Here is a 14,178-nt window from a genome sequence, read left to right on the forward strand (position 1 = left end):
CGGGTATGTGTGTTCGGCGACCAAACTTCGCACGCATACCTGCTGTCTTTACTGACTCCTCAGCTCGCTCAAAAAACACAACATATGGATGTGATTCTGAGGCGTAGATACAAGATAGTGTGGTCGATTTCACTTTGCAAGATCACAGGTCTGTAGATAACCCGGTCGTAAAATCAATTTGGATCCATTTTCATGCTGTATGGATGCCCAGGCCGTCTAAATCACGGGCTTAAGGCTATGACAGCCGAAACAACTTGAAATACTCTCCTTCGTCTAAGGTGTTTTACCCTTCAAACCGGGTATTCAGCACTTGAAGTTGACGATTTTATGGCGCCATTTCTTTGTTTAACAAAGTCTGTCTTCGCTGGTTTTCAGATCACGCTCTACATTCGACCCAAGGCTTTATCCGGTAACCGTTTCTGGGCAGAGACGTCGCTGAGCTTGCAGTTGATTGATATTTATGAGAGACAGCTCTCTATGGAGCCGCCTCCTTTTTCGGACCGCTACAGCGTGTTCAGATTGAACGAGCTTGTCTCATTCATGCTGGACCGACTCAACTCACCCCGAGGTGATCGAGCCCGCCTGCTCTTGATACCCTTTGCGCAGTTTCTCCACAATCAGCTTTTCCGCTTCACGCAAGGCGCGTTCAGGACTGTCGAGGGACTTGATCAGGGTCTGGCCCTTGGTGCCGATACGGCCGAAACTCACCACCACCTCCGCCTCGGTGACGCCGATACGCCAGAACTTGTTGGAGTTACCTTCACCAAATGTGAACTCGCGCATCAGGGGCGCAGCTTCAGGGGTTGGCGTCGGCTCGACCTCAATCGGTGCCAACTCCACGGCCTGTTCCGGCTCTTGCAGCGCAGGGGCTTCCTCACCCCGTAGCAACGCTTCAATGCGCATCAGTACGTCTTCCGGGTCGCGCAGCCAGTCATGGCTGGGCACGTCGATGATCTTCCAGCCGAAACTGCGCAGCACGGTCGGGCGGAAGATATAACGCTCACGCACGTCAGCGGCAGCAGCCGTATCGCCGTCCAACAATACGCCGAGGCTGAAGTGTTCACCGTTGGCATGACTGATCGCCAGGTCGCAGCGAAATTGCGAACGCCCGACGTATTCCTGCACCGTATGCCCTCGCTTGCGCAATGCGGCGGCGAGAGCGCCGCGCAGGCTGTCCCTGGGCAGGCTGACCGCAAAGGATTGTTTGGCGCCCGGGTTGAGGTTGGCGAGTATACCCTGGGAGCGCGGCGCATCTCCGTTGGCGCTGGCCTGGGCGAACTGCAGGAACGCGCGCAATGCAGCGGCACCGTCATTGTGGGTATTGGTGATGGCATCGGCCTCAATGCTGGAGACGATCGCCATGCGTTTGCGCGCGCGGCTGAAGATCACATTGAGGCGTTTTTCCCCGCCACGCTGGTTGATCGGCGCGAAGTTCATCAGCATCTTGCCGTTCGGGCCCGGCGCGTAGCAGATGCTCAGGATGATCACGTCGCGTTCATCCCCCTGGACGTTTTCCAGGTTCTTGACGAATAGCCCATTGAACTGCCCGGCGTCTTCGCGCACGTACTCGCGCTCAAGGCGTGTGGCAAAGGCCGAGTCGCTGGCGGCCAGGTCTTCCAGGGCCTGCTCGATGGCGCCTTGCTGGGCTTCGGAGAAGGCCACGATGCCCAGGCTCAGGCCCGTTTCGCGTTGCAGCAGTTCACGCACCAGATTGGCGATATAACGCGCTTCGGCCAGGTTACTGCGGGCAAGGTAGACGCCGTCACTCATCTTCAAAAAGCTGATCGGGCTGTCGAGCAGCGTGTCGGCCCCCTGCATCACTGCCTGGGCGTCCGTGGAGTCCAGCGCCCCTTGGGCAGGGGCCGGGCGTTCGATGCGACGGTCGGGAATGGTGATCAACCGCCCTTCGTAGAAGGCCGCGTTGGAGAAGCTGATCAGCGCTTCATGGCGGCTGCGGTAGTGCCAGGCAAGCAAAGTCGCCGGCAAATTACGCGCGGCCTGGCTCAGCAGGCTGTCGGCATCGAGGTTGATCGCAATTTGCTCGCCGTCTTCCATGGCAACCAGTTCGTTATCGTCCTGATCGCCTGCGCTGGAGAAGAAGTTGGTCGGTGGCAATTGCATCTCGTCGCCCACCACGATCACCTGCTGCGCACGGCTCAAGGCCGGCACGGCTTCTTCGCTGGGGATTTGGCTGGCCTCGTCGAAAATCACCACGTCGAACAGGTCCGGGGTCAGTGGCAGCGTGTCGGACACCGACAGCGGGCTCATCAACCAGATGGGCTTGAGGTCGTTGATCACGCGGCCGCTGTCGCCACTCGCCATTTCCCGAATGGAGCGATAACGCATGGTTTTGCCCAGCTCATGCTCCAGTTCGCGGCGGCCCTTGGCATAGGTTTTCTTGAACTCACGGGCCTGGGCGTCCAGTTGGGTCACCGACATCGCCGACTGCTTCACATTTTCCAGAAAGCGCTGATGCAGCGTGGCGCTGAGCACATGGGCGTTGTGCTTGAGCAGGCTGCTTTCCGCCTGGCTGACCTGGCGGGCTGCCAGGCTCAGGGCCGGGCCGTCGAAGCGCGCCAATTGCGGGTTGGCACGATACAGGCGGGTGAGGTTTTCCTGGGCAATCAAACCCTCCAGTGCAAGTTGCGCCAGGGCGTGCTGTTGCACGGCCAGCAGGCAGACGGGATCGGCCTGGTGCAACTCGATGAGCAGGGGCAGGGTGTCGGGCAGTTCGTCGAGTTCTTCACGCAGGTCGCGCAGGTATTCGGCCAGCGCGCCCAGGCTCGGTGCTGGTTCGAACACACAGTGTTGCGCAATCAGCTCGGCCAGGCGTGCAACCGGCTGGCGCAGGCTGGCTTCCTGGCGCACACCGGACATGGCGTCCGGGTTGCCGCGCAAACCTTCGACCCACTGGCGCAATAGCGCTGATGCGCTCAGTTGCTGGAGCAGGGCTTGCAGGTGTTGCACGAACAGGTCGATGTCCTGGATGCCGTAGCGGCTTTGCAGGCGCTGCTGCTGCGCGTGCAACTCGGCGGTGGCGCGGTGTTCGCTGGCTAGGCTATCGAGCACGCTGCGGTAGCTGGGGCGGACCGCGTGCTGGCGGAAGTCATAGCGCCGTTGCAACTCGCCACGCAGCCGCCACCATGACGGTTTCAGCCAACGCAGCAGCGAACCGTCCAGGTGCTGCACCAGATCCAGGGCGGCCTGGGTGTCCTGGGGCGCGAGCTTGTCGCGCCAATGGCGGGTGGTTTCGCCGGCGTTGTGTTGCTGCACGGCCAGGGCCTGCAAGGTCGCCTGTTCGGCGTGCAGTGCCTGGGAACCCGGTGACCCCGGCTCCAGCAGGTCGAGGTGTGACGCCAGGTTGGCGCCGGTCAGTTGCTCGGCGGCCTGGGTCAGCACGCGCGCATCCGCCAGGCTGGTGTCGCTGGACAGCAGGCTTGAGGACGACTCCATAAGCTGCTCGACACTGTCCATCAGCGCGCTGGACTCATCCAGGAATGCCTTTAACTGGCCATAGGCATGCTCATGGGTAATGAGGCTTGAGGCCAGGTGGCTGAAGGGGTGGCGCGCAAAGCTGTCGAGGCCGAAACGTTCGTTGATCGCCTGGTACAGGCGGCCGGTCAGCTCGCTTTGTGCCTGCCAGTGACGCCATTGGGGCAAGCGTTCCAAGGCTTCCGGTGGCAGCGTCGCAGCAATGGCCGGCAGCTCGATCAGATGCCGCACCAGTTCGCGCACTGAGCAGGCCAGGGTCTCCGGCACGCCGGCCATGGCCTGTTCAAAGCGTTCGATCAGGCCGAGTTGCTGGCTCAGGGTGGCCAATGCAGCGCTGCGTCGGGCCTGCAATTGCGTCGATTGAGCATCGCCGGCAATCCAGCGTTCATAACACTCGCGCAGGTTGCCCACGAAAGCCTTTTTGTCGGTCTGGGAGTCGTGAATCAGGCAGCACAATTCGCCCAGTTCACTCTGTTGCAGGCGATGGAATACCACGTCCAGTGCCGCGCGCTTTTCGCACACAAACAACACGCGCAGGCCGCGACCGGCATAGTCGGCGATCAGGTTGGTGATGGTCTGGGACTTGCCGGTGCCAGGCGGGCCCTGAATGATGAAATTACGCCCGGTGCGGGCCAGGCTGACAGCGGCGTTCTGCGTAGCGTCACCGGCCACCACGTTCCATTGTTCGGGCAGCGGGATCGGATCCGGTGCTTCGACTTCGACCTCCCGCGGCTCGATGGAAAACATCCGGTCAAACGCTTCGTTTTGGGCCGGCTCGTCGATCAACTGCGCGTAGTCGCGCACCAGCGACATCTTGCGATAGTTCAAGTTGGCCAGGGTGACCTGGGTCAGGTCGATGTCCCAGGCGTAGCGATGCCCTTGGTTCTCGGGCAGGGCGAAGGTGCTGTTCTCGGTGCTGCTGGCGACCATTTGCGGATGCTGGTCGCGCAGCGAAGGCTTGCCGCCCACCGCGAGGCGCAGCGGCAGTTGGCTGGGCAGTACCTTTTGCTGGAACAGTTGCAGGCCCAGCGGGCGGTAGTCTTCACGGTCGTAGCTGAAGTCTGGCTTCGCAAAGGGCATGGCCGAGCGCTGACGGGCCCGGCGGCGCTGGAAGTGGTGCAGGTGCTGCACCGCCTTCTGGTGGATCAGTTCGATTTGCGGTTTGCTTCGCAGGCGCAACTCAACGCCAGGCTCGGTCAGTTTGATCTGGCGGGCAATGTCGGCGTGGATGTCTTCCAGAGAGGTCTTTTGCAGGTCGACGGTTTCCGGCAACTGGATATCGTAGAGCTGGCGCAACTGATGCCGCAGTACCGGGTTGAACTCTGCTTCGGTTTCATCGCACTGCAACATGAACTGGTCACGCACACCTTTTTTGCGGCTCAGTTCCACTGGCAGCCACAGCAGCGGGGTGACAATGCGTTCTTCCGGCGTGTCCTTGAGGTTGTGCCAGCGCATGAAGGCCACCACCAAGCGCAGGTTGCTGAAACCGAACTCGGCGCGGTCGCGGCGAGCTTCCTGGATGATGCGTTCCAGGGACGCCTGCAACCAAGTCTGGTCTTCAAACCGCAACCATTGCTGCAGGCCAACGGACTTGCCGCTCAATACCTGCTCAGAGAAACCACCGAAGGCCGGCTGCCAGGTGCACAAAGCTTCGGGGCGGATGCTTTCAATCTGCATCACCAGCGGTACGCTGGCCACGGTCAGGTTGATGTTGGCCTGGGTCGGCCGGAAATACAGCAGGCGATTGCGTCGCGACAAGTCGAACAGCCGGTTACGCAGATGTTCCAGCACCACGGTGCGCCGTGAAGCCGGACCCTCGGCCTGGGCCAGCACACGCTCCACATCCAGGCTGGCCGGCTGCTCGCGCCAGGATTCCAGGCGCCGGGCCAGGGCGTTCACATCGGTGGCGCGCTCATGCCGATTGAGTTCGGTCATCTCGACGATCAGGTTAGCCAGTACCGGATTGAGCCGGCCATTGAGCTGGAACAGGTTGCGCCGGTGCCGCGCAAACGTCTTGAGGTCGTTGATATCGGAAAAGTCCAACCCGCAGGCCAGGCACGCCAGTAACTGGCCGAGCTGGAAAATATCGGTGATTTCGTCGTGATGCCCGAGACGATGCTCCCAACTGTGCAAGTCCGGCAGGAACACCGGGTGGGCGACAGGCTGGTGCGGGTCCTCCTGGACGTGCAGGTCGGTAATCGCCACACCCGTTTCCGAGTCACGGGTCAGGCGGACCTTGCCGACGATATTCAGCGCCGACTCCGGATTGGGCTGCACCTGCCTGATCGCCTCCAGCGCCAGGCGCGGTGGCACGCCCTCGGGGTTGCGCAGTTGCAGGGTGCGTTCTGGCCCTTGCAGCACGTCGAGGTAACTGAGCTGCGCGACACGCCCAAGCTCATGCAGTTGCGCCACCTGACGCAGCAGCGGCAGCGCCAGGAACAACACGTCGTCGATGGGCACCGCAGCACCATCGTGGGCCTGCAGCCATTGAGCGAGCGTGACGGGTGGAATTACTGGGTCCATGTGTCGACCTCCGCTTTGACCGCGCGAACGATCGAGTCGAGCTCACGCTTCGGGATTTTGATATCGCGCTTGAGCACGCTGATAAAGTCGTCGGCGCTGCCGAGCTTCTTCGCGGTGCGCGCCGCATGTAGCAATGCCTCATCACGCAGGTCGCGGTCCACCAGGCTGAGGTCGAGCATGACGAAATGCAGGTACTCGTGAATGCTTGCGTCAATGCGTTCGGCATTCAGCGTGCCAAGGTCCAGCGGCGTTTCATTGTCCTTCCAGTCAGGAAAGAAGCCACGCACTTGATTGAGCACAACCTCAGACTGCAACACCGCTGCACCGATAAAACTGGCGATAAAGCCACGGGTGAGGGCCGTGAGTTCAACCTGGTCGATAACATCTAGGCGAATGAGCGATAACGGCCCCCGCAGACGGCGGTGCAGCCAGGTGTCCGTATCAGGAACCTGCCGCCACCAACTGTTCACGGCCTGCGAACGCAGAAACGTCTCCGGGTGCGAGACACCTTTAGACAGTTGCGCATCCTTGGCGTCTAACTCGCTGGCCTGCTGCAAGTAGGCGGCAGCATCAACGCTGAGAATCCCGGTGTGCACCTTAACCAGTGAGGTAATCGACGCCTCTGGCCCACCCGCCACCAGTGCTGCGCCTCTGTCTGCATAGATTTCCGTGTGCAGGCTATATAAACGTGCGGTCTGTTCCAGGCTCGGCGGCGTATGCACATCGGCCAGGGCGTGGTTGAGCACCCGTTCGGCCACCAGGAAGTCCCCGTCGTGCTCCGACCACAAACGATAATGGGCCAACTCATGCCCCAGCAACGCGAGCAATTCCTGGGCGTCGAGACGTTCAAGAATCGGCCCGTAAAACACTACATGCACTTCACCGGCGAGGTAATACAGGCTCGCGTTCATCGCGCCGTCTCCTGCTTGGTATAAAGTGGCTGACGCCTGAATATCCAGACGCTCCAATGCAGTTGCGCAGGCCAGATAGGCCTGCGGGTGGGTCTCGGGGCTCAGGCGATAGGTGTCGCGCAGTAACTGTGCACGCATGTCCTGAGCATGTTCCTGCTGAACGTCCAGGGACGAAGCCCAATTCCACACGGCGGGCTCGCTGGTTTTCAGGTAATCGACCACCTGCTGGTGGTAGGGCAGCGGCGTCAGGCTGCTGATGTCCAGTGCGTGGGTACTCATCGTTCAAACGTCCTTGAGGATACGGCTCCATAAGCTGCGCCTGGGCAGCAGAGACTGGGCTGGAATCCCGGTGTCAGTGATCGGTAATAAACGCGGAGCATATCCGGTTCGCATGACTGCTGCACGGCGCAAGGAAGTGCAGGGTGTCTATAGTTGAAACACACGCGCAGCGTCTCTTGGAGCCATGCGCAACCCAGCCGAAGATCGAGGTAGCCATAATGAGCAGCGAATCCATATCAGAGCTTCCCGGCCTCGCTGTATGACAGCGGTCCCTTCAGGGTGGTGCCGCTGGACCTCAGCGAAGCCTTGGGCTGCGAAGGCCCAGCGACAGGCCCTGGGCTGTGTGCGAATTTCATTCGGCTCAACGCCGGCGATACCCTCACCTTGCAGCCCAACGCGACGTCTCAAGTGCTCTATGTAATTGCGGGGGAGGGCCGCGTGGTTCAGAGCGAGCATGCCATTCAATGGTCCAAAGGCTGCTTTATCGCGTTGCCTGGCCTGCACGAGGCACGTCTGAGTGCAACGCAGGATGCTCGGATTTACTACGTGCACGATGAGCCGCTGTTGCGCTACCTGGGCGTGACGCGCAGCAGTGATCGCTTTGCGCCGACGCTCTATCCTGCAGACGTTGCGAACGCGAAACTGCGTGAAGCGGCCGATGGCCCGCATGCGCAGGACCGTAGCCGCATCAGTATCCTATTGGGTAATCGCAACTTTCCACAGACACGCACAGTGACTCATGTGCTGTGGGCGATGTATGGAATTCTGCCAGCAGGGTCGGTGCAAAAACCCCATCGGCATCAGTCGATTGCGTTGGATTTCATTATCGACTGCCCTGTGGGGTGTTACTCGCTGGTGGGCACTGAGCTGGGTGCGGATGGACAGATCCGCAACCCGGTACGAGTCGACTGGTCACCTGGCCTGGCGTTTGTGACCCCGCCCGGTTACTGGCATGCGCACTTCAATGAGGCAGACACGGAGGCATTCCTGATCCCGATTCAGGATGCGGGGCTGCAAACGTATCTGCGGTCGTTGGATATCCGGTTCAGTTGAGTGGCTCGGGGCTAATGCGAATGAAACATTGCGCAGGTATCGACAGATTTAGCGTTGCCCAAGTCGGGTGCATATTTAGTCATAGATCGATGCCAGCGATCTCGCAGCTAGCTCACAAGCCAGTATCTTGGGTGAGTGCTTTTGGCAGACAGGGCAGTGTAAGTAAACGGAAATCAGATCCTGTGTCTTTCAGGCAACGCAGTCATCTAGGTAGCGCCACAGCGCTGCCCGGTGTTTCAGGCTGTAATCGAACGCTTGGCTGATTGCTGAGCCTTATGGCAACTGAATGAAAGTGTTAGTGCATGCCGGCTCGCTTCGCGGTCGTAAACGGGCGGCGGCGATCATGAGCTTGATCCGATCAGCAAGCATCAATGGATATTGATCCGTATAGTGTATTGACTCGTTTGCCGACGAAACGGGAGAGTGAGATTTATCAGATACTGCCGCATAAACGGCAACTCGGTTGGCTACGCAGGGCGGGATGCCCGGACGCATACGTTTTGGGAGTGAGTAATGAGCAATGACACTGACGCTTTAGCTGCCCGCATGATTCGCAACTTCAATGATGTGTCGCTTCAATACGAGCGCCGCGACCCTCTATACGAAAGCTATTGCGCGCGCCTCGGCACTGATACCGTTGCGCAGAAACTCGGTGCGTCAGTGGACATCGTCGCGCCGGGTAAGCGTTCTTGCCCCTACCACTTTCATTATGCTCAGGAAGAGATGTTTATCATCTTAGAGGGGGTTGGCACTCTGCGCGTAGCGGGCAAAATGTTGCCGATCCGAAATGGCGACGTGATCTTTATTCCTCCCGGCCCCGAGTATCCGCATCAGATCATCAACACCTCTGATGCGCCGCTGAAGTATCTTTCCATTGGCACCCGAGAAACCCCCGAAGTATGCCAATACCCGGATTCCGGTAAATATCAAGCAATGGTCACAATCAATGGACAACGCGCGTTCACAACTGTGCAGCGATCCGGGACTACGCTTAATTATTGGGACGATGAACCATAAGGGCGCCGTGTTGATGAAGAATTCCAGAGAAATGATTGAGGAAAATCTCGATGGTTAGCAGTGGCGCTTAATGACGACGTAACGTAAGCGTCCGGCCAACTCACCAGGCTTTGGTTCGGTGCTGGCGGCTTGATCACAGTGTTGTAACGCCTGCCATTAGCCCATCGGTTGATCGCTGCTGACTTTCGGCTCAGCCACAATCAGCGGCATGACCTCCTCCCCCAATCTCGATCAACTGACACCGGAACAGCTACTTGCCTTGGCTGAACAGGCCTTGCAGTTGCTCCACCAGGTCGGCTCGATGGGGCAGAAAATCCAACGCATTGAAACGGTCAACGAGTAACTCGCTCATGAGATCGGCATATTCAAGCGACACAAGTTCGCCAAGCGCAACGAACAGCTTAGCCCTGACCCAAGGTAGCTTGCTCGAAGATTTACTCGACACCGATATCGCGGCCACCTAAATCGGCTGCATGGCGCATGCGCGCCGCAAGTTCTTCGACCTGCATGTAGCCAATAAAAGCCAGTTGGCGGAGCAGGCGCCTCACTCGCTTGGCGGACTGTACGAAGTCGAGCGACACGCCAGGGAAATGAGCGACGAAGACTGTTGGCGATTACGTCAGGAAACGGCGGCGCCCATCGCTGAGAAGCTGCATGAGTGGATGTTGGCTCAGCGTGAACTTGTGCCACAGGGGTCGGCCACGGCCAAGGCCTTGGACTATGGCATTAAACGCTGGGTACCGCTGACGCGCTATCCGGAAGATTGCGCTGTGCCCATCGACAACAACCAAATCGAGAATCTGATCCGACCGTGGGCGCTTGGGCGGTCGAATTGGTTATTTGCGGGGTCTTTGCTCAGCGGCAAGCGAGCGGCCGCGATCATGAGTTTGATCCAGTCAGCGCGGATCAATGGGCATGATCTATATGCATATCTTAAAGATGTGCTGTCGCGCTTGCCGACGCTGCGGGCCAATGCGATCGAGTTGCTGTTGCCGCATCAATGGATGCTAATAAAGCATGTGTATCGTCAGTCTATGAAGATCAGCCCCGAGGCTAGGATGTGGAGGCTGCTCGCTCTCTGTACTCACGAGGAGAACAACCCATTACACGCTTGAAAGCGTGGCTAAAGGCGCTATCGGAGTCATAGCCCAGCTTTTGTGCGGTGGACGAAACAGTAACGTGGTTGTTCGTGTTTAAAAATCTTGCAGCTAATTGCATGCGCCAGCGCAAGACGTACTCCAAGGGGGGGACACCAGATTTTTGCTTAAATCGCAATGCGAAGGTCGACCGAGAAACACCTGCGATTTTGGCAAGGTTCTCGACCGTCCAAGAGCGCGCCGGATCTGCATGAATGGCTTGAATCGTTGCCCCGATACGCGGATCAGATATGGCAACCAACCAACTTGGTGCGCTATTTCCTTCCTGAATCGAATACATTCGTAGAACCTGCACTAGCATGATGTGGCCCAGATGCTGAACTACAATAGAACTACCAAGAGACGGGTTGGTAAGTTCGTGAGCCATACGCCGCAAGGCCCAGTCCAGCACGGAAGCTTGATCCGAGCCACTTTTGATGACTGCAACGGCGGGCAATCCATCAAGTAGAAGGCGGGCTTGCTCACCGAAGTCAAAACGGCCTCCGATCAAGAAAAACTCTTCGGCCGTCCCACAAATTGCAACGCCATTGACGGCGTGGCGATAGATTTCATCCGAGTGGATGGCCGGAAGTGACAAGTCACTGCGAAGGGAAAACGCTCGTTTGCGTGGCAAAAGAAAGCAATCTCCAGCTGTCAACCGGATAGCTTGCTCCACGCCTTCCACCATTAGCCAACAAGACCCTTCAAGTATCGCATTGAACTTGACGCCCTCGGGCGGTGGGAAGTCGATAGCCCAGTCGCCGCCCGCCTTCAGGCCTGCGAAAAGAGAGCTACGAGTGTTCAAGAGAGAAAGGGCTTCGGAGAGGAGATCCATAGGTTTAGGACGATCTCGACAGACAGTGGGACTTTGGTACATTCACAGTCCTAAGTCTAATCTAGACAATGGTCGCCGTGGATCTTTTCCCCTATTCCCTGTGAGATTATAAAGGACACGACATGACCAGCAAGCAATCTCCCATCCAGTCGGGTTTCGGAGCGGCAACCACCGCAGCAGAGTTACTCGAAGGGTGCGATCTATCCGACACCACCGTTATAGTGACTGGGGGGCACTCCGGTCTGGGCCTTGAGACGACACGGGCACTGACCGATGCGGGCGCGCATGTCGTTGTCGCGGCACGCGATGTTGAAGCTGCGCGTGCAAAGACTAATGGGATCATTAACGTTGAAATCGAGCCACTGGATCTTTCAGATCCTTACCAGCGTGCATGACTTCGCACAGCGTTTCTTGGCCAGCAATCGACACATTGACATCCTGATCGGCAGTGCAGGAATCATGGCTTGCCCGGAAACCCGCGTAGGGGCAGGTTGGGAGGCACAGTTTGCCACCAATCATTTGGGGCATTACGCACTTGTAAATTTGCTATGGCCTGCGCTCAAGGGTGGTTCAAGGGTGGTAATAGTGTCATCGGCAGGGCATCACCAATCAGATATTCGCTGGAACGATGTGCAATTTACAGAGGGCTACGATAAGTGGTTGGCCTATGGTCAGTCGAAGACGGCCAATGCGTTGTTTGCTGTCCACCTTGATCGGCTTGGTCAGCACGAAGGTGTCCGTGCTTTCTCCCTTCATCCCGGTAAAATTATCACTCCGCTCCAACGTCATCTGCCGCTGGACGAAATGGTTGCCGCTGGCTGGCTAGACGCCAACGGCAACCTTGCTGATCCAACTTTCAAAACCACGCAACAGGGCGCGGCCACCCAAGTTTGGGCCGCTACAGCTGCACAGTTAACTGGCATTGGAGGTTTGTATTGCGAAGACTGCGAGATCGCATCGTTAGACGAAAGCGAGCCACCATCCTTTGTCGGCGTCCGCCCTTATGCCGCAGATCCTAATCAAGCCGAACGCCTTTGGGCGCTATCTGCTCAACTTACCGGGATTGATGTATTTGACAGGAAATAATGATCTGATAATAAACGATGGTGCCCACAAGTCTCGTGAACACCATCGCCCTTAATGCTTGGTTCTGAGATGTGTGTTCGCTGGCCTCTTACGATGCGGCTGCCGACGCGACGGGCTAGCGAGATCGAACATTTGCTTCCGCATCAGTGGATGCCCGTCTAATGTGGAATTTTCGCTATCAAGGATCAACTAATGAAATGCATAGAAGATTTGGTTGAAATTAATGACCCCGCTATGATCTACATACGGGAGATACTCAAGCAGGCCGACTGCCCCTACGACTTGCTTCCCCCCTCACCTCAAAACACCAGCGTTCTCCTACAGCTACAGGTAACGACCAAGTCGACTTTGGGGGCTATAGCATTTGAGACTGGCGGGATACTGATTGATCATGGCTGGCTTCGTATTCTTGGTTCAGGTCATCAAAAACTCACAAGAACCCTAGCGAGCTGGAGTGAGGGACGGGCGCAATGGCATCAGCTGGTGGCAGATGACGCGGCAGGTGGATGCTTTTCCATCAACGGCGGCGGCTTGGGTGATGATGTGGGAGCGATGTACTACTGGGCGCCCGATAATCTGCTTTGGGAGCCATTGGGCATCGGTTATACCGCCTTCTTGGAATGGGCTGTGAGCAACCGTATGGCGGCCTTCTACGAGGGGCTGCGTTGGGAATCCTGGCGCGACGACATTCAGCGTGTTTGCGGTGATCAATGCGTGTCTTTCTACCCGTTCCTATGGACACAAGAGGGCTCAGTGGCAATAAGCGCGCGCAGGGTTGTCAGCATGGCTGAACAGTATGATTTGAAGTGCACATTAGTCGCCCAGTTATAGGTCCCAGCGATCACTCCTAATTCAAGTAATGTAGACTGGTACTGAGACAAAGTGCGCTGATAACGCGCAGGCATTTCAAAGTTGAAATGTGTAATTACTAGACGCTTACGACGCAACGCTGCATTAGCTCTAGCCGTGCGCGTTGATGTTGAGTGTTCTCTCGCAGCAAATCGAAACCTACACAGATACGTGAGAGTCATAAATTTGCCAGATTTGCCCTGTTTACGGGCGATTTCTTAAACAATTTCTATGCCTTCCGAAGCTTTTGACTTAGCAGGACTGCCTCCACGCGTAACGCTTGAGCACAGGGTGAAAGTTCGCGATAAGCTAAAGATAGGTTATAAGGAATAGGAGTTCCTGGCCCGGTAATCTCGCGGCATACGATCCTTCCTGGTTGACTTTGCGCGTATAACCGCGGCATCAGCGCAATACCTATTTCTCCAGCCACAAGACCTGCCGTGGTCTGCATTTGGCGAGAGTGCTGTACTACACGCGGAATAAATCCCGCTTCTGCGCATGCCTGAACTATTTGGGTGTGCATGCCAGGGCTATGGTGTTGTGCGAAAAGTACCCACGGTTCATCCGCAAGCGCCGTCAGCGTGAGGCTGTCTATTTTAGCGAGATGGTGACTTTCAGGTAACACCGCGACCAGTTGATCCTCAATCAGTGGCTCAAGTCGAATGTTACCTGCATCACTGATGGGCAAGACTAGAATGCCAATGTCCAGCTGGTCATTACGTAAACCTTCTATTTGCTCTGGTGGGGTGGCCTCCATCAATTGAATATCAACCTGGGGGTTGGCGCTCTGAAAGCTCCTTAGCAAAGCAGGCAAAAAGCTGCTTAGGGCACTGTCGATGAAGCCGAGGCGAACTGACCCAACGACGCCTGCTGCACTCCGGCGAGCTGAATCGCCCCGGGTTTCGTAGACACCTCCATGCCTTAAACTGAGGCCAATCAGGAGGTGCCATGAGCAACCCACGTTATCCCGAAGCATTCAAAATCCAAGCGGTCAATC

6 protein-coding genes and 4 pseudogenes are annotated in these 14,178 nt (G+C 57.5%); 6 read left to right on the plus strand and 4 right to left on the minus strand.

The annotated features are described in order from the left end of the window. Positions 1-558: 558 nt before the first annotated feature. Complete coding sequence (locus tag J1G33_RS20435; RefSeq protein ID WP_223018636.1) at positions 559-6,015, minus strand: WGR domain-containing protein; 5,457 nt, start codon at positions 6,013-6,015, stop codon at positions 559-561. Then, positions 6,003-7,205, minus strand: a complete 1,203-nt coding sequence (locus tag J1G33_RS20440) for a M48 family metalloprotease (protein ID WP_223018637.1) — start codon at positions 7,203-7,205, stop codon at positions 6,003-6,005. Before J1G33_RS20440 ends, J1G33_RS20435 begins: the two co-directional genes overlap by 13 nt. A gap of 176 nt (positions 7,206-7,381) precedes the next feature. Between J1G33_RS20440 and J1G33_RS20445 the strand changes: the two are divergent. From J1G33_RS20445 to J1G33_RS20460, 4 genes and pseudogenes are all read left to right on the plus strand, one after another. After that, positions 7,382-8,258: pseudogene (locus J1G33_RS20445) on the plus strand (cupin). Between the two features lie 304 nt (positions 8,259-8,562). Next, positions 8,563-8,782: pseudogene (locus J1G33_RS20450) on the plus strand (transposase domain-containing protein); the annotation flags it as partial. Beyond that, entirely contained in the window at positions 8,772-9,275 is a 504-nt protein-coding gene (locus J1G33_RS20455; protein ID WP_223018638.1) for a cupin domain-containing protein, read from the plus strand. The pseudogene J1G33_RS20450 and the gene J1G33_RS20455, both read left to right, overlap by 11 nt. Positions 9,276-9,739: 464 nt before the next feature. Further along, positions 9,740-10,288, plus strand: a pseudogene (locus tag J1G33_RS20460) (transposase); the annotation flags it as partial. Positions 10,289-10,328: 40 nt separating this feature from the next. On the opposite strand, the gene J1G33_RS20465 reads toward J1G33_RS20460, so the two are convergent. Then, positions 10,329-11,246 (minus strand): AraC family transcriptional regulator, encoded by a 918-nt coding sequence (locus tag J1G33_RS20465; protein WP_223018639.1) that lies wholly within the window; start codon positions 11,244-11,246, stop codon positions 10,329-10,331. Between the two features lie 122 nt (positions 11,247-11,368). On the opposite strand from J1G33_RS20465, the pseudogene J1G33_RS20470 reads away from it, so the two are divergent. After that, positions 11,369-12,332, plus strand: a pseudogene (locus J1G33_RS20470) (SDR family NAD(P)-dependent oxidoreductase). 192 nt (positions 12,333-12,524) lie between these two features. Next, positions 12,525-13,163, plus strand: coding sequence for a DUF2625 domain-containing protein (locus J1G33_RS20475; protein ID WP_223018640.1), 639 nt, complete (start codon positions 12,525-12,527; stop codon positions 13,161-13,163). 247 nt (positions 13,164-13,410) lie between these two features. Here J1G33_RS20475 and J1G33_RS20480 read toward each other — a convergent pair whose 3' ends face one another. Continuing rightward, complete coding sequence (locus tag J1G33_RS20480) at positions 13,411-14,157, minus strand: LysR family substrate-binding domain-containing protein (RefSeq protein ID WP_223018641.1); 747 nt, start codon at positions 14,155-14,157, stop codon at positions 13,411-13,413. Between the last annotated feature and the right edge of the window lie 21 nt (positions 14,158-14,178).

It is taken from the genome of Pseudomonas sp. P867 (assembly GCF_019891455.1).
Taxonomy (GTDB): domain Bacteria; phylum Pseudomonadota; class Gammaproteobacteria; order Pseudomonadales; family Pseudomonadaceae; genus Aquipseudomonas; species Aquipseudomonas synxantha_A.